The organism is Sphingorhabdus sp. SMR4y, assembly GCF_002218195.1.
GTDB lineage: Bacteria > Pseudomonadota > Alphaproteobacteria > Sphingomonadales > Sphingomonadaceae > Parasphingorhabdus.
The window spans coordinates 1580513-1604858 of sequence record NZ_CP022336.1 but is presented as its reverse complement, the minus strand read 5'-3'; the positions used below and the strand labels follow the sequence as shown (position 1 = coordinate 1604858).

The following is a 24346-nucleotide window of genomic DNA, read 5'->3' as shown; positions in this document are numbered from 1 at the left end:
TCAACTTTCGTCAAGCTGAACATCGTCTTTTGTATCGTCCTTCTTTTCGCGGATTAGCAGCGCCCGTGCAAGCAGGATCACCACGCCGATGCTGATACAGGCATCGGCGAGGTTGAAAATCAGAAATGGCCGGAACTCGCCGATATGCAGATCGGCAAAGTCGGCAACATAGCCGAGCCGCGCGCGATCGACGATATTGCCCATTGCTCCGCCGAGTACCATGGCCAGCGCGAGAATATCCCATTTCGCCTTTTCACGGTGCATCCAGATGAAAACAGCAAAGCCGATCAGACCGGTCAACGCGACCAGCGCCCAGCGCTGGAAATCGGATGACGCAGTCAGAAGCCCCATCGACACCCCGTAATTTTCCGCCCAGGTCAGGTTGAAAAAGGGAATCAGCTCGATCTGGCCTCTGGACGGCAGCTGCAACAATTGCATCACGACAAATTTGCTCGCCTGATCGAGGATGAAGATCAGAAAGGCAATGATTAAGCCGATGCGGCGATATTTGGTGATTTGCGCGCTATCCGTCATATCAGCCCCCGTTCGTGTCGAGCGAAGTCGAGACACATGGATATTGCGTAATGCGTCTCTCGACTACGCTCGAGACGAACGGAGAACGGTTCACGCCAAAACCTCCGCACAACGCCCGCACAGCGCGCCGTCTTCTTCCACTTCCGGTAGCAGGCGCCAGCAGCGTCCGCATTTGTGGTTGTCGGTCTTGGTCACAGCGATTTCCGCGCCATCGGTAACATCCGCAACAATCGCCAGCTCGGCAAATTCTTCCGCGCTGATCGGCAGATCGGCCATCGGATACACGACCTCTGCTTCCAGACTGGAGCGGATGGTCTTCTCCCGCCGCAACGGTTCGATCGCCTCGGTAACCTTTTCACGGGCATCGCGAATTTTCTGCCATTTCCCGGCGAGATCAGCATCCGTCCAGCTCCCATCGACCTCCGGCCATTCCTTCAAATGGATCGAGTCATTCTCGTCCGGGAAGCGACACTGCCAGATCTCTTCGGCCGTAAATACCAGCACCGGCGCGATATAGCGGGTGAGGGCGTGGAAAAGGATATCCATCACCGTCCGGTAAGCCATGCGCTTGGGATCGTCCGGCGCATCGCAATAGAGGCAATCCTTGCGGATATCGAAGAAGAAGGCGCTGAGGTCTTCCTGCGCAAAGGCGTTCAGCGTCCGCATATAGGGACCGAAGGCGAAGTCGTTGACGTGCTGCTTCAGCTCCGCGTCGACCTCGGCCAGCCGGTGCAGGATATAGCGTTCCAGCTCCGGCATATCGGCGACCGCGACGCGCTCGGCATCGGTGAAGTCGCCAAGACCGCCGAGCATATAGCGGAAGGTGTTGCGCAGCTTCCGGTAGCTGTCCGAAACCCCTTTCAGGATTTCATCGCCGATCCGGTGATCCTCGGTAAAATCGACACTCGCCGCCCACAGCCGCAGGATATCCGCGCCCTGCACGTCGATGATCTTCTTCGGATCAAGCGTGTTGCCGAGCGACTTCGACATTTTCTTGCCATTCTTGTCGAGCGTCATCCCGTGGGTCAGGACCGCCTTGTACGGTGCCCGCCCGCGCGTGCCGCAGGATTCCAGCAGGCTCGACTGGAACCAGCCGCGATGCTGGTCGCTGCCTTCGAGATAGAGATCCGCCGGCGACTGATGATCGGGCCATTTGCCGCTTTCCAGCACGAAGGCATGGGTGCAGCCGCTGTCGAACCAGACGTCGAGAATGTCGGTGATCACCTCATAATCCTCGAGATTGTGATCATTACCGAGGAAATCCTGATGATTGGCATTGAACCAGGCATCGGCCCCGCCGGTCTTGAACGCCTCGATGATCCGCGCATTGACCGCCGGATCGTTGAGATATTCACCGCTCTTGCGGTTTACATAAAGCGCGATCGGCACGCCCCAGGCGCGCTGCCGTGACAATACCCAGTCGGGGCGGCCCTCGACCATAGATTCGAGACGGCGCCGCCCGCGTTCCGGTACGAAGCGGACCTTGTTGCGAATTTCGTCCAGCGCGACTTCGCGGAGGGTGGGAGTATCCGTTCGCCCTGAGCTTGTCGAAGGGCCTGCGTCTGTAAGCTGTGCTTCGACAAGCTCAGCACGAACGGCATCGGGTGCCGCCAATGGCTCATCCATCGGCACAAACCATTGCGGCGTGCAGCGGTAAATGATCTTCGCCTTCGAGCGCCAGCTGTGCGGATAGCTATGCTTGAAATCGGCGCTGGCCGACAGCAGGGCGCCCGCCTCGCGCAAATCCGAACAGATCGGGCCTTCCGGACCGTTGAAATTCTTGTTGATCACCCCGCCGGCGCGCTCGTCGCCACGCGGCAGCCAAGGCCAGTCCTCACGATAGACGCCATCCGCATCGACCGCGAACACCGGATTGATGCCATTGGCCTTGCAGAGATCGAAATCATCCTCGCCATGATCGGGCGACATATGGACGAGCCCGGTACCCGCATCGGTGGTGACAAAATGTGAACCATCGAGAAACGGGCGCGGCTTGGTGTAGAATTCGCTGTCCGGGAATTTGTCGGCCATCGGGTGTTTGGCGGTGGCTCCGTCGAGTTGCGAGCCTTTACCCTGCCAAACGATTTCGGTCGCCTCTTGAGCGAGGAAACGGCCATATAGTTCACCGGATTCAACCAGAGCTTTCGCGACTAGATATTTTGGTCCTTGATGCTCGCCTACCAAAACATAATCAACATCCGCCCCATAAGCCAACGCCTGATTGACCGGAATAGTCCACGGCGTCGTCGTCCAGATCACCGCATGAGCGCCAACCAGTTCTGGCGCGTTCGGCGCGTCGATAATCTCGAACGCCACATCAATCTGCGTCGAGACAATATCCTCATATTCCACCTCGGCCTCGGCCAGCGCGGTTTTCTCGACCGGCGACCACATCACCGGCTTGGCGCCGCGATAGAGCTGGCCGGCTTCGGCGAATTTCAGCAGCTCGGCGACAATCGCCGCTTCGGCGTCATAGTCCATCGTCAGATAGGGCTTGTCCCACTGCGCCAGCACGCCGAGCCGTTTGAATTCCTCGCGCTGCACCTTGACCCAATTGTCGGCATATTCACGGCATTCCGCGCGGAATTCGCTCGCCGGGACCTCGTCCTTGTTCAGCTTTTTCTTGCGATATTGCTCCTCGATCTTCCACTCGATCGGCAGACCGTGACAATCCCAGCCGGGCACATAAGGCGCGTCCTTGCCGAGCAGGCTCTGCGAGCGGACCACCAGATCCTTCAGCGTCTTGTTGAGGCTGTGGCCGATATGGATATTACCATTGGCATAAGGCGGGCCGTCGTGAAGGATGAATTTCTCGCGGCCGGCGCGGGCTTCGCGCAGCTTTTCATAGAGACCGATCTTCTGCCAGCGCTCCAATATTGCCGGTTCCTTGTTCGCAAGGCCGGCTTTCATCGGGAAATCGGTTTTCGGCAGGAAAACCGTGTCTTTATAATCTGCTTTGGGATCGGTCATGATCGCGGGGATTAGGGGAGGCGGGGCGCGGGTGCAAGCGAGATTTGTGCCTCACGGGAGCGGTCCATCCGGCGCGTCATTGCGAGGGCTGAAAGCCCGTGGCAATCCAGTGCGGCAAGCGACGCTCTGGATTGCTTCGCTGGGCTCGCAATGACGTACAGGGCTGCCTAAACGCCTGCATCCGTTCATCCTGAGCTTGTCGAAGGACATTTCTCGTCGGGAGGCGTGGTTCGACAGGCTCACCACGAACGGGAGATGGGATAGCTTCATCAGGTTGCCCTAAAACCGTTCGTCCTGAGCTTGTCGACCCGAAGGGCGAGCGCAGCTCAACGACCTCCATCGGCTTGACGCGTCCTTCGACAGGCTCAGGACGAACGGCAGATACTCTCACGCCCATCCGCTCGCCTAAGTCAGCAATTGCCGCGCCCGGTCGCAATCCTTCTTCATCTGCGCCTTTAGCGCATCCAGATCGTCGAATTTCTCCTCGCCGCGCAAAAAATGGTGCAGCTCGACCTCGATCGTCCGGCCATAAAGGTCCTCGCTGAAATCAAAGAAATGCGGCTCGAGCAATTCCTTCGGCGGATCAAAGCTCGGGCGAATGCCCAGATTGGCCGCGCCGTTCAGCACCCGGCCATCAGGCAGGCGGCCCTTGACCGCATAGATGCCATATTTCGGGCGCAGATATTGGCCGATATCGACGTTGGCGGTGGGAAAACCGAATTCGCGGCCGTTCTTGTCGCCGTGGATCACCTCGCCCCGGATCGCGAATGGCCGGGTCAGCAAGCGGTTTGCTTCTTCGCAATGGCCTTCTTTCAGTGCCGCCCGGATGCGGCTGGAAGAGATTATCGCATCGCTGTCGCCAATCGGGCTAACCGCTTTGCATTTTAATCCGTGCACCGTGCCGACATCGCGCAGCAGGTCGATATTGCCCTTGGCGCCCTTGCCGAAGGTGAAATCCGCACCGGTCACCACGCCAGCCGCGCCGAAACGCTCGACCAGCAGCTTGCTGACAAAATCCTCCGCCGTTGTGGCCGCCAGCCTTGCGTCAAATTCGAAGACCAGCATCGCGCTGGCCCCGGCATCGGCAAACAATCGCTGGCGCTGGTCCAGCGACGTCAGCCTGAACGGCGCGACATCGGGCTTGAAAAAGCGCACCGGATGCGGATCGAATGTCGCGATAATCGCCGGACGGCCTTCCTTCCGCGCCCATCTCAGCGCCTTGCCGGCCACCGCCTGATGGCCGAAATGAAAGCCGTCAAAATTGCCCAGCGCAATGATCGCGCCGCGCAGCTCGCCTTCGATCCGGTCTTTTCCGTTCAGTCTTATCATCGAATCGCTATTGCGGGATTTTGCATTTCATTCAACAAATTCGTCATGCCAGCGCAAGCTGGCATCTAGCCCGCATCCGTAGCGCGAGCGTCGCGATCGGGTTGGCCCCCAGCCGTCGCTGGGGCAACGGATGGCGACAATGGCTTGATCCCCGCCCTGATCACCCGCAACGCATTCAGCCCCATGACCGCACGGATTTCCGCTTCGCTGAACCCGGCATCCATTAGTGCCTGGGTGATTTGTACAACCCCGCTGGTGTCAAAGCGCGTCGTCACCGCGCCGTCAAAATCGCTGCCCAGCGCGACATGTTCTATACCCACCAGATCGCGGACATGTTTCGCCGCTTTCGCCACGGTCGCCGGATCGGTATTGCACATCGCGCCGTCCCAATAGCCGAGACCGATCACGCCGCCGGTCGCCGCCACGCCTCTGATCTCTGCGTCGGTCAGATTGCGATTGACCCCACACACCGCCTGCACGCCGCCATGGCTGGAGACCACAGGACGCCGCGCCATTTTCAGGATGTCAGCCACCGTCGCGTGGCTCGAATGGGCGATATCGACGATCATCCCCATGTCTTCCATGTCGCGGACAATGGTCCGGCCAAATTCGGTCAGCCCGCCCTTTTCGATTCCGTGCATCGATCCGGCCAGCTCATTGTCGAAAAAATGCACCAGCCCGGCCATGCGCATGCCCGCGGCGTAGAGTGGCTTCAGATTTCCCCGCTCGCCTTCCAGCGTCTGCAATCCTTCAGCCGAGAATAGCACACCAATCGGACCATCTGATTCGCTCCGCGCAGCTGCGAGCTGGTCAAGATCGGCGGATGCGCGGACCGGCATCATCGCGCCCGCCGACCTTTCGACCGCCCGGTCAAGCTTCTGTGCATGATAGAGCTGCCGCTCGAGCAGCGCGAACCAGGTCCGCATCGGCTGCAATTGGGCGATTGCCAGCAAGGTGATATTATCGGTGTCGCCGCTGTTGCTGTCGTAATTCTGCCCCTTGGGCGTCTTGGTCACGCTGGAGAATATCTGCAGTCCGACATTGCCCGCCTGCAGCCGCTCGAGATCGATATGTCCGCGATCCAAGCTGTCGGTAATCTTGCGTTTCCACAGCAGTGTGTCGCCGTGCAGATCAACGATCATCAGACTGTCGTGCAGTTTCTGCGCGTTTGCGCGAATCTCCGGCAGCGGTTTGCCGTCGACCATATTGGTCTGTTTCTCGAACGCCGCCGGCGCAAAAATCAGAAACGCGGCAAGTATGATCCCGACAAGCCCCAGAAGTGCCAGCAGGAATTTCTTCACCCGATTTTCCTTTTCAGGGTGACGAAGCTGTAACCGGGCTTGTCATCTTTGGCGGCATGATCCTCGCGCGCCACTTCTTCCCAGACGGTTTCGTCAAAGGGCGCCATCCTGATATCGCCTTTCGGCTTGCTATGCACTTCGGTCAGCTCGATCCGGTCGGCCCGGTCCAGAAAGGCCTCGTAGATTTGCGCGCCGCCGATCACTGCAATATGCGGCGAGTTGGCCATTTTCAGGGCGCTTGCAACGCTGTTCGCGATTTCCGCGTCATCGGCTTCCCAGTCCGGGTCCCGGGTGAGGACGATATGGCGCCGTCCGGGCAACAGGCCGGGCAGGCTGTCAAAGGTCTTGCGCCCCATGATCATCGGCTTGCCCATGGTCAAGCGCTTGAACCGCCGCTGATCCTCCGGCAGGCGCCAGGGAATGCTGTCGCCATCGCCAATCACGCCATTGTCGGCGCGGGCGAGAAAGAAAATGATTTCAGGATGGTTCATGGGCGACGCCTAGCGCAGTTCCGGCAGACTGCAAATTAGAAATGCAATTTTGTAACATGGCCCATTTTGCGACCCGGCCTGCTTTCGCCCTTGCCGTAGAGATGGAGATGGTTCTCGCCGTCGGATAACAGGCTCTGCCATTCGTCGGATTGATCTCCGATCAGATTGTGCATCTCCACCTTTTCCGCGGCCAGCCCGGTGTCGCCGAGCGGTAATCCGCAAATCGCCCGGATATGATTTTCAAACTGGCTGGTGATCGCGCCCTCGATCGTCCAGTGGCCGCTGTTGTGAACGCGCGGGGCCATTTCGTTGAAGACCGGACCGTCCTTGGTGGCAAAAAATTCGCAGGTCAGCACGCCGACATAGTTCATTGCGCCGGCCATTCTGGCGGCAAGGGCGCGGGCGTCGTCCTGCTGTTCCAATATTGCGGCGGGGGCAGGCGCGGAGGAGACCGACAATATGCCGTCGACGTGAATATTGTGCGGCGTATCCCAGAAACGGATTTCACCATCCTGTCCGCGCACCAAAATCACCGAAAATTCATGCTCGAAGGTGACAAAACCCTCGGCAACGCAAGGCTGGTGCGACACGGCTTGCCAATGCCGGTCGAGATCGTCTCCCGGCCGGATCCGCGACTGGCCCTTGCCGTCATAGCCCATGCGGATGGTCTTCAGGATCGCCGGCGCGCCGATGTCGGCAATCGCGCGATCGAGCGCGGCGCGATCGGTCACTTCGGCAAAGGGGGCAGTGGTGCCGCCAAGGTCGCGAGCGAAATTCTTTTCGGCGACCCGGTTCTGCGCAATATCCAGTGCCGCGATGGGTGGGTGCAGTGGCGCGCAGTCTTCGATTCGATGGAGCGGGTCGACCGGCACATTCTCAAATTCGAATGTAATCACGTCGCATCTTTCGGCAAAGCCGGTCAGGGCGGCGATATCGTCATCTTCGGCGCAGGTAAATTCTGCCGAGACTTCCGCTGCCACGCTATCGGCATTCGGCGCATAGATATGACAGCGATAGCCGAGCTGCGCCGCCGCCACGCTCAGCATCCGGCCGAGCTGGCCGCCGCCCAATATGCCGATGGTGGATCCGGGAGGGAGAGTCTTCATCGCGTCTGCTTATTCCGGCCTGTCAGCGACAGCTTCGGTCTGCGCCGCGCGCCAGGCTTCGAGCCGCTGGGCCAGGGCCGGGTCGCCATTGGCCAGAATGGCGGCCGCCAGCAACGCCGCGTTTTTCGCGCCCGCGTCGCCAATTGCCAGGGTGCCGACCGGGATACCGGCAGGCATTTGCGCGATCGATAACAGGCTGTCCATGCCACTTAATGCCTTCGACTGGATCGGCACGCCGAGCACCGGAACGCGGGTCATCGAAGCAACCATGCCGGGCAAATGGGCCGCGCCGCCGGCGCCGGCGATAATCACCTGCAATCCGCGCTCTGCTGCCGAGGTGGCGTAATCGTACAGGCGCCCGGGCGTCCGGTGCGCCGACACGATCTTCTGTTCATGTGGCACCTGCAATTGATCCAATATCTCGCTGCCGAGCTTCATCGTCGCCCAGTCGGACTGGCTGCCCATGATAATACCAACAGGAGGAGATGCTTCGGCCATTTTCGTCCCTGACAAATGCTACGGAAGCAATGCGGTTTAGTCATGAAATGACGCGGACGCAATGACACATGTCCGACTTTTGTATTTTTGGAGCAACGAAATCCTGTCTGGAGAATAGTTGCTATTCTAAGCGGAATGGACCGATATCGATGCCAGATCCTGCGCCTCGATGTCTGCCATGGATCGGTCGAATAATCCTGTTGTGCTTTCAAATAGATAGAAATATAGGTCCGGCAGGATTTGAGGGTCATAAATAAAATGCAACAGAGTCGCGCAAGCAATGACCAACATTGCCCTAACTGCTACATATTGGAGCAGGAAATAGTTGCATTGAAGGCGGATCTCGCCGAAATGAAGCTGCGCGCTTATAATGACGTGCTTACCGGACTTTCAAACCGGCGCTTTTTTGTTGAAAATCTCGAGGAACGCGTTGAGCGGTGCCGGCGATGCGGGGACAATTGCGCGGTCCTGTTTCTCGATGTCGACAAGTTGAAGGCGATCAATGACGAGCATGGCCATGCTGCCGGAGACGCGTTGCTGGTCAGGCTGGCGAAGATCTTGAAGAGCCATATCCGGGGAACAGATGTGGTCGCGCGGATTGGCGGCGACGAATTCGGCCTCTTGCTCGACAACCTAAACGGCGATCAGGTGGCAGACAAAATCGAATCTCTCCTTCAGGATCTGGCCAGGGAAAATATCGTCCATGAAGGCCAGAAGCTGCCTCTGGGTGCGTCGATAGGCTATTGCTTCGTCGGCCCCAAAGACACGACAGACGGCCTGATGTCCCGTGCCGATGCCGCCATGTACCGAGCGAAGGACAAGCCGGCATAAGATTCGCGACTATTGCCCTCTCGGATGCCGTCCCGGACTATCGCTCCGAAAGATAATAGCGTTCAATCTCGTTCAGATCGTCGTCCAGCTCATAGACAATCGGCTGGCCCGTCGGAATTTCCAGCCCGGTGATTTCGTCATCGGGAATCTTCGACAGATGTTTGACGAGCGCGCGCAGGCTGTTGCCATGGGCCGAGATCAGGACCTTTTTGCCGTTCTGCAATTCCGGTGCGATCCGGCTTTTCCAGTAGGGCAACACGCGTGCGATCGTATCTTTCAAGCTTTCGGTCGCCGGCACTTCGATCCCTTTGTAGCGTGGGTCATTGGACATCTGATAGGGGCTGTCCGACGCCATCGGTGGTGGTGGGGTGTCAAAGCTGCGTCGCCAGATATGGACCTGCTCGTCGCCGTGCTTGTCCCGTGTTTCCTGCTTGTTCAGGCCGGTCAAACCGCCATAGTGGCGTTCGTTGAGCCGGTAATTTTTCTCCACCGGCAGCCACAGCCGGCCCATTTCCTCCAGCGCGAGGTTGAGCGTCTTGATCGCCCGCGTCTGGACGCTGGTGAAGCAGACGTTCGGGTCAATGCCGCGTTCCCTCATCAACTGCCCGGCCGCCCTGGCTTCTTCTACGCCCTTGTCCGTGACATCGACATCCCACCAGCCGGTGAAGCGGTTTTCGAGATTCCATTGTGACTGACCGTGGCGAAGCAGGATGAGTTGGGGCATTGATTGTCCTTAAATTTATGTTTCTCCTTCCTCTAGCGGTGACGACGTGGCTCGCCAAGAGTGATTTCGGGCAGTTCCAACTCTGCTGGCGGTTGCGCGCGGAGGGATGGTGTCCCGTGGCGTGCCAGTCCCCGTCACCCGCTTTTTTGCCAATCGTAAGAGTCTGGCAAGGAAATGGCCTTAGGAGAAGGCCAGCGACCCCCCAACTCAAGACATCAGACATGGCGACAGTGCGTCGAACTGGAGAATATAAGTGAACAATATGCATAAATTGCTGGCGGCTGCGCTGTGCGCAACCGCGATGACGCCCCCCGCTATCGCGCAGGATGATGTGGCGGCGACCGAAAGCTTCGATGATGATGTCATCATCGTTACCGCAACCCGTCGCGCGCAGAATGTCCAGAACATTCCTATTGCCGTGACCGCGGTCAGTTCGGCTGAACTCGATCGCCAGGGCGTGGTCAATGTCGGCCAGCTGACCAATGTCTCCTCCAGCTATTCGGTCTCCAATGCCCAGCTCGCTTCCGGTTCGGTGGTTCTGAGAATTCGCGGCGTCGGGACGACGTCCAACAATATCGGTTTTGAATCCGCGGTCGGCATCTTCATTGACGGCGCCTATCAGTCGCGCCCCGGTGTCGCGCTTTCCGAGCTGGTCGATGTCGAGCGGGTCGAAGTTCTGCGTGGTCCGCAGGGGACGCTTTTCGGACGGAATACCTCCGCCGGTGCCCTGAATATCATCAATGTCCGGCCCGACCTCGACGAGTTCGGAGGCTTTGCCAACGCGACCTATGGCAATCGTGACCTGGTCGGCGTGCAGGGTGCGGTGAATGTGCCGATCGTCGCGGACAAACTGGCGTTGCGCGTCACCGGTGCCTATCGGGAACGCGACGGCTTTGTCACCGTCGTCGATGGCAGCGGCAGCAAAATCGGCGATTCAAATGGCACCGACCAATATCTTGTTCGTGGCCAGCTGGGCTTCGAAACCGATGGCGGGATCAAGGGACGGCTGATCGCCGACTATTCCAAGAGCACGGCCGGTTGCTGCGCTGCAATCGAAGTGCTGCAATCCCCGCTCGAAACCGCTGGCCTGTTTGCGGCTGTCGGCCTGGGGCCGCGTGGCGGCATGGCCGGACCCGACGTCGCGGTGAATCCGTTCGACACGACCACCGCGGAAACCGCCGCCGGCAATCTGGTTTCCACCGCCAGCTACGCACCGCAGACCCGCTTTGACCAGTGGGGCATCACCGGCGAGATTGAAGTGCCGCTCGGCGACAGCACCAACCTGATCTATATCGGTTCCTATCGCGAATATGATGCGACCGAGGCCTATGACAATGATTTCTCGGATCTGGATCTGTTCAACGTCACCAGCAACCGCACCGCTATTGACACCATGACCCATGAGCTGCGGGTCCAGGGCGATCTGTTCGGCGGCGCGCTGAACTGGCTGGTCGGCGGCTATTATTCCCGTGAGGATATCGACCAGAGCCTGTCGCTGGCGCTGGGACAGGATTATGACCAAGTGGTTGGTGCCACGCTTGCCGGCGCCACCGGTGGCGCGACGCTCAATCCGCTCAGCCCGATATTCTTTGGTGCCACGCCGCTGCAGAATATCACCGGCTTTGATCCGGCAACCGTCACCAACACCAATCTTTATGCGCAAAATAGCGAAAGCTGGTCGATCTTCACCCATAATGAGCTGGAAGTGGCCGACGGGCTGAAGCTGACAATCGGCCTGCGCTATTCGGACGAAAGCAAGGACGGCAGCTTTGCCAGCGGCGGCACCAACAATTCCGTCTGCCCCGCGATCGTCGGGCAAATTTCCCCTGGCGGACCGCTGGGCGGCCTGCCGGCTTCCCTGCAGAATGCGCTGTTCGGTTTCGGCTGTTTCGCGCTGACCGCTCCGGCCGATGCGCCCTTCGCAGCCGTTCTGCCGACGCCGCGCACGTTCAGCAGCAAGTTCAGCGACAGCGAACTGATCTATACCGGTAAACTGTCTTATGCCTTCGCCGATCCGGTCAACATCTATGCCAGCTTCACCCATGGCTACAAGTCGGGGGGACTAAATCTGGACTCCACCGCTACTGCCGGGGGCAATGATCCGCGGTTCCAGTCGGAAGAGGTTGATTCCTATGAAATTGGCCTGAAAGCAAAATTCCTGAAGGATAGAGTGACGCTGAACCTGGCGGCCTTCCGGGAGCAGTTCACGAATTTCCAGATTCTCGAATTTATCGGTACACAGTTCCGGCCCTTCAACGTCCCGAAAGCCGTCACCCAGGGCGTCGAGATCGAAACGATGCTGCGGCCCAGTGACCATTTCACGGTCAACGCTGCGCTGACCTACACCGATGCCCATTATCCGGATGATTGCGCCGGTAGCCAGACCACGGTCAATGTGGTCGCGCTATGCGGCAATTCGCTGACCAATGCGCCGGATTTTGTCGGCATTGCCGGGGCCACCTACAGCAATGATATCGGTGCCGATCTGGAATATTTCCTCAACGGCCAGATCCGCTTCGCGGGCGATCGCCGGACATCGACCCAGGCCATTGATACCGCAGATCTGGCCGCGGCAACCCCGCTGCCGTTCGTCGTTCAGGACAGCAATATCAAGATCAACCTGCGCGCCGGTATCGGCAGTCAGGACAAAAGCTGGGGCATCGAGGCTTTCGTGACCAATCTGACCAACGAAGTGACGCGCGGCGTCACTTTTGCGACGATCCTGCGCTCCGGTTCGCAGTCCGTCTTTGTGCAGGAACCGCGCAGCTACGGACTGACCCTGCGCAGCCAGTTCTAGGATCGCGCCCGATCGGGCGTCTTGCAATAGGCGAGGTGAGGGGCCGGTTCGTCCGGCCTCTCAATCTATGGTCGCAACGCCCGTTCTGTCCGGTCTGGCATCACGCCAATATTCGCGTCAGCGTATAGTAGGCGCCGAGCGAGCCGACCAGATAGAGGGCAGGGCGCGCCAGCCATTGCTGCCGGTCAAGCGGCGTGCGGCCGATTACCCAGTATGCGCCCAGTGCCGCCGCGACAAACAGGATCTGGCCGATCTCGACGCCCAGATTGAACAGCAGCAAGGCCCAGATTTCCTGACCTTTGGGCAGGCCGATGTCGGCCAGCGCGCCGGCAAAGCCCAGCCCGTGCAGCAGCCCGAAAGCGGCAGCAACGATCCACGGCTGCCGGATGGTCAGGCTGGTTTTTCCGGCCTGCTTGCGGACGACCTCCACGGCCAGAAAGAATATACTGAGCGCGATCAGCAGCTCGACCGGCCCGCCCGGCAGGCGCAAAAGGCCGAGCGCGGTAATCGCCAGCGTCAGGCTGTGGCCCGCGGTAAAGGCGGTGATCACCCAGAATATCCGGCGCACGGGCGTGAGCAGCAGCAAGCCGAGAACAAACAGCAGATGATCCCAGCCGAGCAGCATATGCTCCCCGCCGATCCGCAGATAGGCGCTGGCCGGTGAATCACCGGTCTGCGCCTGCAGGGAGAAAGCGGGAGTGGCCGGGCGCAGGACCCGTGTCAGCTCGCGCCCGTCGGCGAGGGTCAGGCGGACAAAGACATCGGTCAGCGTCCGCTCGAGCCCCTCGATCCGGACTTGACCGCGATCGAGGCGGCAGGCGGTCTGCCAGCTTTCGATGGTCGCCGTGCCGGAAAATTGCTGCTGCGTCTGCTCGGGCGGCGCGCATTGCGCCGGAAGAACCGGCCGCATCCTGAGCTTGCGGCCCGACAGGACCGGCTGTTTCCAGATGACATCAACCGTGCCGTCGGCCTGCTCGGTCAGCTCGAGCGCGGCTGGCCGGATTTCATGGGCCGCTGCCGGGCGCGTCAGCCATATCAGGCAGAACCCGATGGCCAGCGCCTGCCATAGCCAGCCGCCGTTCGCCCGGCCCGGCACGTTAGGCAAGCCTGAAAAGAGGAGGGGCCTCATCGCCTGGTCTCGACCACCACTTCATATTGGCCGATCAGTTCCTCCAGCGCGGCCCGCTTTGCCTCGCTGCGCTGTTCATCCTGCCATGCGGCCAGCACTTCGGCGCGGATCGGCTCAAAGCCTGCTTGCGCGGCGCTGTCGATGGCTTCGATACGGACCAGATGCAGGCCGAAGGCGGAGCCGACCGGTTTGCTCCATATCCGTGCGTCCAGCTTGAATATGGCGGCGGCAAACTCCGGTCCGAACAGTCGCGCGACCTCCCGTTCGGGTACCGCGGCATAGCTGCGCTTCTGGATGAACGGATCGCCGATGGCCTTCCAGTCTGCACCGGATTGCAACCGCACGCGCGCCGCGTCGGCTACCGACTCTATCCGTGATCCATGCTTTTCGGGACTGAAATAGACATGGGTGAAGCTGCGCATTTCCGGTGCGGCAAAACGGTCGCGATGGTCGTTGAACCAGTCTTCCAGCGCGGCGTCGCTGGGGTCGTCGGCCCTGGCGTCATCGCCGACCAGAAAATCCATTTTCTGCGCCAGCCGCCGCCGGATGATCGTGTCCCCTTCGCCCAGCCCGAGCCGTCCGGCCTCGCGGACCAGCGCTTCCTCCTGCACATATTGGTCGATGATCTGCTGCCGGTCTTCGCCGGTGGGCAGGCGTCCCGCCGTGCCCGCCCAGATTTTTTCCAGCCGGTCGATCTCGGCGGCGCTTACCACGATCGTCCGGCCCTGCTCGCCCTGCCAGCCGGACCAGAAATGATTGATGGCAACCAGCGCCAGTCCGATCAGGACAAAATGCATGATCGGGTCACGAAAGATTTTCACTTTATATTCCTCGTCAGATCAGGCCGTCGGCACATACCAGATCGGCGAGGACCATGCCCGTTCCTGGATCGTCCTGGGAAGCGCAGGATTGGGCGGGACGCCCGCCCGCAACGCATCCCATGTCGACCAGCGGCAAACCGGATTTTCCAGCACCCGTACATAATAGGAGGCCCGCTGGCCCGCCTTGTGCTCGGGGTCGCGCCAGAATGTCTTCAGTTCCGGTGCACCCTTGTCGGTGGAGATCGAGCAATCGCTCAAATCCACTTTCGCGCCATTGTCGGGGCAGCGGAATGTGCCATCCAGCGAACCGCCATCGCTGCAGGCGACATCAAAGACCTTCTCTTTCGCTTCGCCGCCGTCAGTCCAGACCTTGATCACCTGCACGCGCTGCAGCGGCGCGCTCATCGCATCGCGCATCGCCCAGATAATGAAGCCCGGTGCCTTGCTGCCGACCAGATCGCCTCCCATCGGTACGCCGTCCTGATAAGCCTTCCTGACCATTTGCGGATCATCCAGCATCGTCTCGTCAAAGCCGAAGCCGCCGAAGAACCGCAATTTGATACGCGTGCCGGTGGTCGCATAGGTTTCCTTGCGCCGCATCGCGTCGAAAATTGCCTCGCGGCTGTTTTCTTCCGCCCAGACTGCGGCATAGCCCGAAGCGCTCCAGCGCGAAAACCAGTCAGCGGCGCTGGGAGCGAGAGTCACGCCCTCCCAGCTTTTCTTGCCGCCGGGCGGGATGGAGCCGCGCGTTTCCGCCGTGCCGTCGAGCAGGCCGACCTTTGACCAGAAATTCTTCTCGTCAAACGATCCGCCAACGACATGGGTGTCGCTTGATCCGATAAAGCCGAAATGAAACGGGTCAGCACCGATTTTTTCGACCAGTTTCAATCCGTTGGCGAGCGCCTGCCGGACATAGTCGCCGGTCGCCGTTTTCGACGGGACCGGTGAACTGAGCAGCTTGTCGTAAATTTCGAAATCGGCCCATTCGTCATTCGGGGAGAGCGAGGGATGGGTTTCCGACGTTCCCTTTACCTGGGTGATCTCGACCAGCGGCTCGTTGCGCACCCGTTGTTCGGCGTAAGCCTTGGTCAGGGGCTGGCCGTTATAGGTTTCCATCTTGAACATCTCGCCATCGGAGACATTGCTGTTGTGGGGTATCGACATGGCGTCGTGGCCGGCTTCACGCTGATCGTCCATCCACGACCAGAGATCCTCCGGATTGGTCGAGTCGACGGTCGCGAACGGCATGTCGGGGGCCGAGCCGCGAAAAATGACATTGCGGTGCAGATTGCCGCCGGCAAATCCGCCATCCTTGCCACGCGTGATCCGTACTGCCGTATATTCATAGCCGGCAAAGGTGGTAAATTTACCCGGCTGATTATATTTTTCCGCTGCATCGACAATCTGTTTCCAGACATTACCGACGATCGCGGGATCATAGACACCGGGCATCTTGCTGCCGTCGCGGACGGCCCCGCCGATAAGCTGGAACGCCGCGGTGATCTTGTCGGAGTCCGTGCTGAACATATCCTTCGCCATGGCGAGCTTTGAAAGCGGCGAGCTCGGCGTGTTCATCGCCTCGAGATGTCCGAGATAGGCGGCGTGATCGGTCACGGCCATGAAATCCAGCGGCGGCCCTTCCAGCGTCAGGTCATAGCCGAGCGGATGTTTTACGGTCTCGCCCATGCCGAATTTATAGGCATCATCCGGCGTCGTCCGGACATTGAATATATAGGCGTCGAAACTGTTCTTGGTGTGAATATGGAGATCGCCGAAATAGACATTGCGGTCCGGATTGGCTTCTTCCCCGGCGGTTTCACCCGGCGCCAGAGCGACATGCCTGTCGCCGTCCGGCCCCTTTTCTGCAGAACAGCCGCTAATGAGCATAGCCATTGCGATCAATACGGACAATTTATGTGTCATTTTCATCCCTCCTCGAGGGTAAACGCCGGTTTCCGGTCGTCTCGATCCGTTGCGATTGTTACATAAATGCAACGTTTTCCACGGAATCGGCCTGTGGCTGTCCCTCACCGCTTGATTTAATGGCTCAATTAATCGACTGACGCAAGTGCAGCTGCCGCAAAATACAAGCCATCCCCCCAGGAAATTGGCGACCACGGCAGCAGGCATAACGGGAGAGTAAATATGAAAACGATCAATAAAATTCTCATGGCAGCATTGTGTAGCACAGCCATGACCACCCCCGCTTTTGCGCAGGATGCAGCGCAGGAAGCCGAAACCTTCGACGATAATGTGATCATCGTGACGGCAACCCGCCGTGCAGAGGATGTGCAGGACATTCCCATCGCCGTGACTGCGGTCAGCCCGGCCCAGCTCGAGCAGCAGGGCGTCGTGAACGTGCAGAATATCGGCAGCGTTTCGCCAAGCTTCTCGACTTCCAATGCGCAAACGGCATCCGGAACCGTGGTTCTGCGAATTCGCGGTGTTGGTACGACTTCCAACAATATCGGTTTTGAATCCGCTGTCGGCATCTTCGTGGACGGTGCTTATCAGTCCCGTCCCGGCGTCGCACTGGGCGAATTTGTCGACGTCGAACGCGTCGAGGTTCTTCGCGGCCCGCAGGGCACTTTGTTTGGCCGGAACACCTCGGCAGGCGCTCTGAACATCACCAATGTTCGGCCCGACCTCAACGATTTCGGCGGTTTTGTAAACGCGACCTATGGCAATTTCGACCATATGAGCATTCAGGGCGCGATCAACGCCCCCCTGATCGAAGATAATCTGGCGCTGCGTGTCACCGGTGCGTATCGCAAGCGTGACGGCTATGTCCGGACGATCGACGCCACCGGGGCGACAAACGGGGAATCCAACAATACCGATCAATATCTGATTCGTGGCCAACTGGGTTTCGAAACCGATGGCGGGATCAGCGGTCGTCTGATCGCAGACTATTCCAAAAGCACGGCCAGTTGCTGTGCGGCTGTCGAAGTCTACCAGTCCCCGGTTGAAACGTCCGGGGCCTTTGCTCTGGTCGGACTGGGCGCCCGTGGCGGCATGGCTGCACCGGCTGTGGCGGTAAATCCGTTTGACACGACCACCATGCAGCGTGCGGTCGACAACCGTCTTGCGACGCAGAGCTTCCAGTCGATGAACAGCAATGACCAGTGGGGCGTCACGGCCGAGGTAGAGGTTCCCGTCAGTGACTCTGCCGATCTGGTCTATATCGGTTCCTATCGCGAATTCCGTGCCAATGAATCCTACGATTCGGACTTCTCGGGCCTCGATATTTTCAACGTTCTTCCCGGTGGCGGAACGTCGATCGACACGATGACCCATGAATTGCGTCTGCAGGGCGATGCTCTGGATGGCGCGCTGAGCTGGCTGGTCGGTGGCTATTACTCCGACGAGGATATCAGCCAGGTTGTCAATTTTGGCCTCGGCGATGATTACGACGCTCTGGTTGGCGCCTTGTTTGGCGGTGCTGCTGGCCCGGCTCCGCTTGCCCTCTTCTCCGGCGGTGTCGATGCTTCGACCGTCCGGGCAACAAATGCCTATACGCAAAGCAGCAAAAGCTGGTCGATCTTCACCCACAATACTCTGGAGGTGGCAGAGGGGCTGAAGCTGACCGTTGGTCTGCGCTATTCGGACGAAAGCAAGGACGGTGGCTTTACCCAGCCGTCGGTGAACAATGCGCTTTGTCCTGCAATTTTGAGCAACCTGCTGGGCTCTCCGCCAACCGGCGCTGCACCGGCTCCGCCTTTGGGTACGACCCTGGGCAACGGCCTGTTCGGAACCGGATGTTTCGCGTTCACGGCGCCGGCTGACCTGCCTCAGGCCGTCGCTGTCCCGCTGCCGCGTTCGTTCACCGGTACCTTTAGCGATGAAGAACTGATCTATACCGGCAAGGTCAGCTACGAATTTGCTTCTCCGGTCACGGTTTATGCCAGCTTTACGCACGGCTATAAATCCGGCGGCTTCAACCTCGATTCGACGGCGGCCGTCGGCGGCAGCGACCCGAGCTTCCTTTCGGAAGAAGTCGATGCCTATGAAATCGGCTTCAAGGGCAAGTTCCTCGACAATGCGCTGACTGTGAACATCGCTGGTTTTCACGAAGAATTCAGCAATTTCCAGGTGCTTGAATTCACCGGTGCCCAGTTTACCACGTTCAACGTTCCGAAGGCGAAATCCAGCGGTGTCGAACTGGAAATGCAGGCGCGTCCCAGTGATAACCTCACCATCAACGGTGGTCTGACCTATACCGATGCGCGCTATCCGGAAGATTGCGCCGGTTCGCAAACCTCGGCGAATGTCTTGTCGCTCTGCGGCAATTCGCTGACCAATGCGCCGAAATGGGTCAGCATCCTGGGCGCGACCTATGATCGCGATCTGGGCAGCAGCCTGAAGTTCTTCGTAAACGGCCAGGTTCGCATGGAAAGCGACCGCCGGACGTCGACGCAGGCGATTGTTGTTCCCGGTGCAGCAGACATTGCCGCAGCGGGCAGCGTCCAGGCTGCGGTCGATGCGGCACCGCTGGTTCCGTTTGATGTCCAGGACGGCAATATCAAGATCAACATGCGGGCGGGTATCGGCGATATCAACGACGCATGGGGTATCGAAGCCTGGGTGACCAACCTGACCAACGAAGTGACACGCGGTGTGACGTTCAATACCGTGCTTCGTGGATCGGGTGCTGCGGCGTCGCGCTCGGCCTTCGTCCAGGAACCACGGATGTACGGCCTGACCCTGCGCGGCAAATTCTAGGCTGAATGAAATAGCGGTGGCAAATAGTCACCAGATGGACAGGGGCCGGTTTTCCGGCCCCTTTTTATTGCGCGACGGACCCATTGGTGCAAAAGAATGGCCATGAAAAAATTTCTCTTCCAGACCGTCCCCGTGTTGCACTTTGGCGAAGGCTGCCTCGCCGAACTTCCCCGCCAGATAGCCGCCCTGCGCGCATCCCGACCGATGATTGTCACCGACAAGGGTATCGTCAATGCGGGCCTGATCGTGCCGGTTGAAAAAACATTGTCCGAAGCGGGATTTGATGTCGCGATATTCGACGCGGTTGTCGCCGACCCGCCGGAAGCGATTGTCCTGCAGGCTGTCGAAGCGGCCAAAACAGCAGGCGCGGATATCGTCATCGGACTGGGTGGCGGCAGTTCGCTCGACACCGCCAAGGTGGTTGCGGCGCTGGCTGTGGATGGCGCGCAACCGCTTGCGGAAATTTACGGCATCGGTTTGCTCGAGCGCAAGGGCCTGCCGACCATATTGATCCCGACGACTTCCGGCACCGGATCGGAGGTCACCGCCATTTCGATCCTGACCACCGGCGAAACCACCAAGGCCGGCATCATCTCGCCGCATCTTTATGCCGATGTCGCGCTGCTCGACCCGGCGCTGACGGTTGGTCTGCCCGCCAGTGTCACCGCCGCCACCGGCATCGACGCGATGGTGCACGCGGTCGAATCCTATACCAGCCGCAATGGCAAGAACCCGGTGTCGGACATGCTCGCGATCGAGGCGCTGAAGCTGCTCACCGCGAATATCGAGACCGCCTGTTCCGACGGGAAAAACATGCAGGCGCGCGAAGCCATGCTGCGCGGTTCGATGCTCGCCGGACAGGCTTTTGCCAATTCGCCCGTCGGCGCGATCCACGCGCTCGCCTATCCGCTCGGCGGCATCTATCATATCCCGCATGGTCTCTCCAACGCGCTGGTCATGCCCTATGTCATGCAGTTCAATCTGGAGGCCGCCGCACCGCTTTATGCCGAGCTCGCCGATGCCCTCGGCCTGCCGCGCGGCAGCGAGAACAGCAGCGAAGCGCGGGCGCAGCAGCTGATCGACTATCTCGAGGCGCTGGCCGTCAAGGTCGAGGCACCGCGCAAGCTGCGCGAAATCGGCATCGCGCAGGAGGCCACCACCGAACTGGCCGAGGCGGCGATGCTGCAAGGCCGGCTCTTGGACAATAATCCCAGAGAAGTGACGCTGGCCGACGCGCAGAAGATCTACGATGCCGCCTGGTAAGAGCCCCAGGGCTGAACCGCCGCGGCGCGATGCCTATCGCGCTGGTTCTGCGATTACCACGCGCTGGAACGACAATGATCCTTATGGCCACGTCAACAACGCGATCTACTATTTCTGGTTCGATACCGCGGTAAACCGCTATCTGGTCGAGCAGGGCGCGCTCGACATCACCGGCGGGGCGACCATCGGTCTGGTGGTCAACACCAGCTGCGACTATTTCGCGCCGATTGCCTTTCCCGACGAGGTGATGGCGCGGATCCGCGTCGACCGGCTCGGCAACAGCAGCGTCACCTACGGCGTCGGCCTGTTCCGCGGTGACGAGGATGTGGCCTCGGCGGCCGGCAGCTTCACCCATGTCTATGTCGACCGTGAAAGCCGGCGACCGGTTTCGCTGCCATCTCCCTTGCGTTCCGCGCTGGAAGCGATAGAGGTTTAATCAGACGATTAAATCGCTAGGAGAGAGACATGCTACGCCCCTTTGAAACGGAAGAGCGGCGCCAGTTCCGCGAAACCTGTCGCCGTTTTGCGGAGACCGAATTGCAGCCCTATGCCAACGAGTGGGATGAAGCCGGCGAAATCCCCTGGGCGTTGCACGAGAAGGTCGGCGCGCTCGGCGTCTGGGGCTTCGGCGTTGACGAAAAATATGGTGGCCTCGGCATGGATGATGTCTTCATGCGCGCGGCCTGGGGCGAGGAAGCGGCGCGCGCGCATAACGGCGGCACGCTGGCGGCGCTCGGCGGGCGCAGCATTTCGATCGGTCCGATCCACAAGCTGGCCTCGCAGGATATCAAGGACCGGATCCTGAAGGATATCGTGCTCGGCAAAAAGGGCTCCAGCCTCGGCATCACCGAACCGGGTGGCGGGTCGGATGTCGCCAATATGCAGACCACCGCGCGGCAGGACGGCAATCACTGGGTGATCAACGGCGCCAAGACTTTCATCACCGGCGGCATGACCGCCGACCATTATGTCATCGGCGCGCGCACCGGCGGCGAAGGACTGAATGGCATTTCGCTGTTTCTGGTCGACGCCGATGCCGAGGGCTTCTCGCGCACCGCGCTCGACAAGAAAATGGGCTGGTGGGCATCGGATCAGGCCTCGCTCTATTTCGACGACGTCCGCGTTCCGGCGGAAAATATGCTCGGCGAGGAAGGCCGCGGCTTCATCCAGATCATGCACAATTTCAACCACGAACGGCTCGGCATGGTCGCCCAGTCGCTCGGCATGATGCGGGTGCTGCTCGAATATGCGATCGACTATGCGCAGCAGCGCGAGACCTTCGGCAAGCCGCTGATCCGGCATCAGGTGATCCGCCACAAGATTGCCGAGATGTCGGCCCGCGTCGACCGGCTCGACGCCTGGCTGAACCAGATCTGCTGGCTCGCCGACCAGGGCGAAATGCCGGTGGCGCAAATCTGCAAGGCCAAGTTCAGCGCCACCAAGGATCTCGAATATTGCGCCAGCGAGGCGATGCAGATTCTCGGCGGCGCCGGCTATCTGCGCGGCAATCCGGTCGAGCGTTTCTATCGCGAGGTCAAGGTGATGGCGATCGGCGGCGGCTCGGAAGAAATCATGCGCGATCTCGCCGTCCGGCAAATGGGCCTCTGATCCCGCTTGCCATTTCCGGCTTGCGGGCGATAAGCAGAGCGTCTTGCAATCCGTTCGTGCTGAGCCTGTCGAAGCACCGGGACTGCAACAGCATCATGCTGATGGAATGAAATATGCCCGATCTGATATCCGCCGAAAGCCCATCCGAAAACGCCCCGATCCTGCTGCCGGCGGGTTCGGTGCTCTTCGGTCTGCTCACATTCGCGATGATGGACGTCGCGATGAAAAGCCTGTCGATCGAGCTGGGTGCCTATAATGCCATTCTCTGGCGGGTGCTGCTCGCGCTTGTTATCGTTTCGGTGGTCTTCTTCGCCCGCCGCCCGAGAATGCCGGGCAAGGCCGCCCGCAAGATCCATCTGCAGCGCGGCATCATCATTGTCTTCATGTCCTATCTGTTCTTCTGGGGCCTGGCGCGGGTGCCGCTGGCCGAAGCCATCGCATTGTCCTTCATCGCGCCGATCATCGCGCTCTATCTCGCCGCGGTGTTCCTCGGCGAGACCATCCACCGCAACGCCATCTATGCGTCCGCGCTCGGTTTTTCCGGCGTGCTGGTGATCGCATGGGGCAGGGCGAGCGGCACATTTGAAAAAGAGGCGCTGCTCGGCATCGGTGCGATCCTGATATCGGCGGTGCTCTATGCCGGCAATCTGGTGATCCAGCGCCAGCAGGCCCTGCTCGCCGGTCCGATCGAGATCAGCTTCGCGCAAAATCTCGTCGTCGGTTCGTCCTTCCTGCTGCTCGCGCCGTTTTTCGCGGTGGTCCCCGAGGTGGAGTCGCTGCCGCTGATCGGTGCTGCTGCCCTATTCTCGATCATCTCGGCCATATTCATTGCCTGGGGCTATGCCCGGGCAGAGGCGCAGAATCTGATCAATCTGGAATATAGCGCCTTCATCTGGGCGGCGATTTTCGGCTGGCTGTTCTTCCGAGAGCCGATCACGCTGACCACCGTGGCCGGTGCGCTGATGATCGTCATCGGATGCATATTGGCCACCCGGCGCGACCGCAAAGTCGCGCATATCGAAACCACCGCGGTCTGATCGCGATGGCGCTACGGATCGGCAACCGGCAGGCGCGCTGGCTCTGGCTGCAGGCACAGGGGTTGGCGGACACACCGACCGGACCGCTCGATCTGCCGGAGATGATCCGCCGCCTCGGCTATGTCCAGCTCGACACGGTCCAGAATGTCACCCGCGCCCATCACCATATATTGTGGAGCCGCAACCAGAATTATCGCGAACCGATGCTCGACAAGATGCTGGGCGAGGACAGGGCGGTGTTCGAACATTTTACCCACGACGCCTCGGTCCTGCCGATGGAATTCTACCCGATGTGGCAGCGCCAGTTCCGGCGGCTGGGCGAGAAGGTGGCGGGCTATGCCTCGTTCCAAAAAGCGGTCGCGGAGATCGGCGGCGAAGAGATAAAGGCGCGGATCGCGGCAGAAGGTCCGCTGTCCACCCAGGATTTTGACACCAGGCTTAGCGGCCCAAAACAGATGTGGGACCGCCCGCCGCACAAGCGCGTAATGGACCAGCTCTGGTATGCCGGCGAACTGGCGACCTCGCACAGGCTCAATTTTACCAAATATTATGACCTCAGCGAGCGGGTGATCCCGTTGCAGCACCGCGAGACGATCCATGACGACGAAAGCCAGATCGACTGGCTGTGCCGCAATGCGCTCGACCGGCTGGCCTTCGGCTCGCTTGGTGAAATCCAGCGGTTCTGGGACGCGGTGAATGCGAAGGAAACGAAGCTGTGGGCAGATTCGGCCAGGGATGCTGTCGCGGTCGAGGTGGAGAACCATGAGGGCCAGTGGATCAAGGCCCTGGCACCGCCTGATATCGAAATTCGTCTGGAAAACGTATCCCGGCCAACCACGCGCCTGCGCATCATCAATCCGTTTGATCCGGTCGTTCGCGACCGTTACCGTCTGCTGACCCTGTTCGGCTTCCACTATCGCAACGAAATGTTCGTGCCCGCAGCCCGGCGGCAATGGGGCTATTATGTCTATCCGATTCTGGAGGGCGACCGCTTTGTCGGCCGGATCGAGATCAAGGCCGACCGGGCGGCGGGCCATTTGCGGGTCACGCAATATTGGCCCGAACCGGGCGTTCGCAGTTCATCCGCTCGGCAGAACAAGCTGAGCGCGGAGCTGGCAAGGCTGGCCCGCCTGATTGGTGTTCGGAATGTGCTTTGGGAATGCAAAGGCGGGTAAAAGCGGGTTG

Annotated in this window: 19 protein-coding genes; 8 read left to right on the top strand and 11 right to left on the bottom strand. The window is 60.0% G+C overall.

Annotated features, from left to right (window positions below; all coding sequences use genetic code 11):
• The 7 genes from lspA to purE form a co-directional block, all read right to left on the bottom strand.
• Nucleotides 1-534, bottom strand: a complete 534-nt coding sequence (gene lspA / locus SPHFLASMR4Y_RS07560) for a signal peptidase II (RefSeq protein ID WP_089132991.1) — start codon at nt 532-534, stop codon at nt 1-3.
• Nucleotides 535-624: 90 nt separating this feature from the next.
• The gene (gene ileS, locus SPHFLASMR4Y_RS07555; RefSeq protein WP_089132990.1) at nt 625-3504 is read right to left on the bottom strand and encodes an isoleucine--tRNA ligase; all 2880 of its coding nucleotides are present in this window, start codon (nt 3502-3504) and stop codon (nt 625-627) included.
• Between the two features lie 405 nt (nt 3505-3909).
• A complete protein-coding gene (locus SPHFLASMR4Y_RS07550; protein ID WP_089132989.1) occupies nt 3910-4833 on the bottom strand; it encodes a bifunctional riboflavin kinase/FAD synthetase in 924 nt (307 codons plus the stop codon).
• Nucleotides 4834-4898: 65 nt separating this feature from the next.
• Entirely contained in the window at nt 4899-6134 is a 1236-nt protein-coding gene (locus SPHFLASMR4Y_RS07545; protein ID WP_186266075.1) for a dipeptidase, read from the bottom strand.
• Nucleotides 6131-6625 carry a dihydrofolate reductase gene (locus SPHFLASMR4Y_RS07540; protein ID WP_089132988.1) on the bottom strand — a complete coding sequence of 165 codons (495 nt, stop codon included), beginning with the start codon at nt 6623-6625 and terminating at the stop codon, nt 6131-6133. Before SPHFLASMR4Y_RS07540 ends, SPHFLASMR4Y_RS07545 begins: the two co-directional genes overlap by 4 nt.
• Nucleotides 6626-6660: 35 nt before the next feature.
• Complete coding sequence (locus SPHFLASMR4Y_RS07535) at nt 6661-7731, bottom strand: 5-(carboxyamino)imidazole ribonucleotide synthase (protein WP_089132987.1); 1071 nt, start codon at nt 7729-7731, stop codon at nt 6661-6663.
• Between the two features lie 9 nt (nt 7732-7740).
• On the bottom strand, nt 7741-8229 hold the full coding sequence (gene purE / locus SPHFLASMR4Y_RS07530; RefSeq protein ID WP_089132986.1) for a 5-(carboxyamino)imidazole ribonucleotide mutase: 489 nt from the start codon (nt 8227-8229) through the stop codon (nt 7741-7743).
• Between the two features lie 330 nt (nt 8230-8559).
• Between purE and SPHFLASMR4Y_RS07525 the strand changes: the two genes are divergently transcribed.
• Nucleotides 8560-9060 (top strand): GGDEF domain-containing protein, encoded by a 501-nt coding sequence (locus SPHFLASMR4Y_RS07525; protein WP_186266074.1) that lies wholly within the window; start codon nt 8560-8562, stop codon nt 9058-9060.
• A gap of 37 nt (nt 9061-9097) precedes the next feature.
• Here SPHFLASMR4Y_RS07525 and gpmA read toward each other — a convergent pair whose 3' ends face one another.
• Complete coding sequence (gpmA, locus tag SPHFLASMR4Y_RS07520) at nt 9098-9784, bottom strand: 2,3-diphosphoglycerate-dependent phosphoglycerate mutase (RefSeq protein ID WP_089132984.1); 687 nt, start codon at nt 9782-9784, stop codon at nt 9098-9100.
• Nucleotides 9785-10046: 262 nt separating this feature from the next.
• Between gpmA and SPHFLASMR4Y_RS07515 the strand changes: the two genes are divergently transcribed.
• Nucleotides 10047-12581 carry a TonB-dependent receptor gene (locus SPHFLASMR4Y_RS07515; RefSeq protein WP_089134757.1) on the top strand — a complete coding sequence of 845 codons (2535 nt, stop codon included), beginning with the start codon at nt 10047-10049 and terminating at the stop codon, nt 12579-12581.
• A 100-nt stretch (nt 12582-12681) separates the two neighbouring features.
• Here SPHFLASMR4Y_RS07515 and SPHFLASMR4Y_RS07510 read toward each other — a convergent pair whose 3' ends face one another.
• The 3 genes from SPHFLASMR4Y_RS07510 to SPHFLASMR4Y_RS07500 are packed head-to-tail and all read right to left on the bottom strand — an operon-like array spanning nt 12682 to nt 16454.
• Entirely contained in the window at nt 12682-13710 is a 1029-nt protein-coding gene (locus SPHFLASMR4Y_RS07510) for a HupE/UreJ family protein (RefSeq protein WP_089132983.1), read from the bottom strand.
• On the bottom strand, nt 13707-14531 hold the full coding sequence (locus tag SPHFLASMR4Y_RS07505; RefSeq protein ID WP_145955476.1) for a peptidyl-prolyl cis-trans isomerase: 825 nt from the start codon (nt 14529-14531) through the stop codon (nt 13707-13709). Before SPHFLASMR4Y_RS07505 ends, SPHFLASMR4Y_RS07510 begins: the two co-directional genes overlap by 4 nt.
• 18 nt (nt 14532-14549) lie before the next feature.
• Nucleotides 14550-16454 carry a DUF3604 domain-containing protein gene (locus SPHFLASMR4Y_RS07500; RefSeq protein ID WP_222102955.1) on the bottom strand — a complete coding sequence of 635 codons (1905 nt, stop codon included), beginning with the start codon at nt 16452-16454 and terminating at the stop codon, nt 14550-14552.
• Nucleotides 16455-16676: 222 nt separating this feature from the next.
• Between SPHFLASMR4Y_RS07500 and SPHFLASMR4Y_RS07495 the strand changes: the two genes are divergently transcribed.
• The 6 genes from SPHFLASMR4Y_RS07495 to SPHFLASMR4Y_RS07470 all read left to right on the top strand — a co-directional run bounded on the left by SPHFLASMR4Y_RS07495 (nt 16677) and on the right by SPHFLASMR4Y_RS07470 (nt 24336).
• The gene (locus SPHFLASMR4Y_RS07495) at nt 16677-19253 is read left to right on the top strand and encodes a TonB-dependent receptor (RefSeq protein WP_260807115.1); all 2577 of its coding nucleotides are present in this window, start codon (nt 16677-16679) and stop codon (nt 19251-19253) included.
• Between the two features lie 102 nt (nt 19254-19355).
• Entirely contained in the window at nt 19356-20516 is a 1161-nt protein-coding gene (locus SPHFLASMR4Y_RS07490) for an iron-containing alcohol dehydrogenase (RefSeq protein ID WP_186266073.1), read from the top strand.
• Nucleotides 20503-20952 carry an acyl-CoA thioesterase gene (locus SPHFLASMR4Y_RS07485; protein ID WP_089132979.1) on the top strand — a complete coding sequence of 150 codons (450 nt, stop codon included), beginning with the start codon at nt 20503-20505 and terminating at the stop codon, nt 20950-20952. The genes SPHFLASMR4Y_RS07490 and SPHFLASMR4Y_RS07485 overlap by 14 nt, the downstream gene beginning before the upstream one ends.
• A 29-nt stretch (nt 20953-20981) precedes the next feature.
• Nucleotides 20982-22124, top strand: coding sequence for an acyl-CoA dehydrogenase family protein (locus tag SPHFLASMR4Y_RS07480; RefSeq protein WP_089132978.1), 1143 nt, complete (start codon nt 20982-20984; stop codon nt 22122-22124).
• 113 nt (nt 22125-22237) lie between these two features.
• The gene (locus tag SPHFLASMR4Y_RS07475) at nt 22238-23161 is read left to right on the top strand and encodes a DMT family transporter (RefSeq protein ID WP_089132977.1); all 924 of its coding nucleotides are present in this window, start codon (nt 22238-22240) and stop codon (nt 23159-23161) included.
• A gap of 5 nt (nt 23162-23166) precedes the next feature.
• Nucleotides 23167-24336, top strand: coding sequence for a winged helix-turn-helix domain-containing protein (locus SPHFLASMR4Y_RS07470; protein WP_089132976.1), 1170 nt, complete (start codon nt 23167-23169; stop codon nt 24334-24336).
• Nucleotides 24337-24346 lie beyond the last annotated feature (10 nt).

Coding starts and splice junctions, on each gene's coding strand:
- lspA (WP_089132991.1), bottom strand. CDS start 534: ATGACGGATAGCGCGCAAATCACCAAATATCGCCGCATCGGCTTAATC.
- ileS (WP_089132990.1), bottom strand. CDS start 3,504: ATGACCGATCCCAAAGCAGATTATAAAGACACGGTTTTCCTGCCGAAA.
- SPHFLASMR4Y_RS07550 (WP_089132989.1), bottom strand. CDS start 4,833: ATGATAAGACTGAACGGAAAAGACCGGATCGAAGGCGAGCTGCGCGGC.
- SPHFLASMR4Y_RS07540 (WP_089132988.1), bottom strand. CDS start 6,625: ATGAACCATCCTGAAATCATTTTCTTTCTCGCCCGCGCCGACAATGGC.
- SPHFLASMR4Y_RS07535 (WP_089132987.1), bottom strand. CDS start 7,731: ATGAAGACTCTCCCTCCCGGATCCACCATCGGCATATTGGGCGGCGGC.
- purE (WP_089132986.1), bottom strand. CDS start 8,229: ATGGCCGAAGCATCTCCTCCTGTTGGTATTATCATGGGCAGCCAGTCC.
- gpmA (WP_089132984.1), bottom strand. CDS start 9,784: ATGCCCCAACTCATCCTGCTTCGCCACGGTCAGTCACAATGGAATCTC.
- SPHFLASMR4Y_RS07515 (WP_089134757.1), top strand. CDS start 10,047: ATGCATAAATTGCTGGCGGCTGCGCTGTGCGCAACCGCGATGACGCCC.
- SPHFLASMR4Y_RS07510 (WP_089132983.1), bottom strand. CDS start 13,710: ATGAGGCCCCTCCTCTTTTCAGGCTTGCCTAACGTGCCGGGCCGGGCG.
- SPHFLASMR4Y_RS07500 (WP_222102955.1), bottom strand. CDS start 16,454: ATGACACATAAATTGTCCGTATTGATCGCAATGGCTATGCTCATTAGC.
- SPHFLASMR4Y_RS07495 (WP_260807115.1), top strand. CDS start 16,677: ATGAAAACGATCAATAAAATTCTCATGGCAGCATTGTGTAGCACAGCC.
- SPHFLASMR4Y_RS07490 (WP_186266073.1), top strand. CDS start 19,356: ATGAAAAAATTTCTCTTCCAGACCGTCCCCGTGTTGCACTTTGGCGAA.
- SPHFLASMR4Y_RS07485 (WP_089132979.1), top strand. CDS start 20,503: ATGCCGCCTGGTAAGAGCCCCAGGGCTGAACCGCCGCGGCGCGATGCC.
- SPHFLASMR4Y_RS07480 (WP_089132978.1), top strand. CDS start 20,982: ATGCTACGCCCCTTTGAAACGGAAGAGCGGCGCCAGTTCCGCGAAACC.
- SPHFLASMR4Y_RS07475 (WP_089132977.1), top strand. CDS start 22,238: ATGCCCGATCTGATATCCGCCGAAAGCCCATCCGAAAACGCCCCGATC.
- SPHFLASMR4Y_RS07470 (WP_089132976.1), top strand. CDS start 23,167: ATGGCGCTACGGATCGGCAACCGGCAGGCGCGCTGGCTCTGGCTGCAG.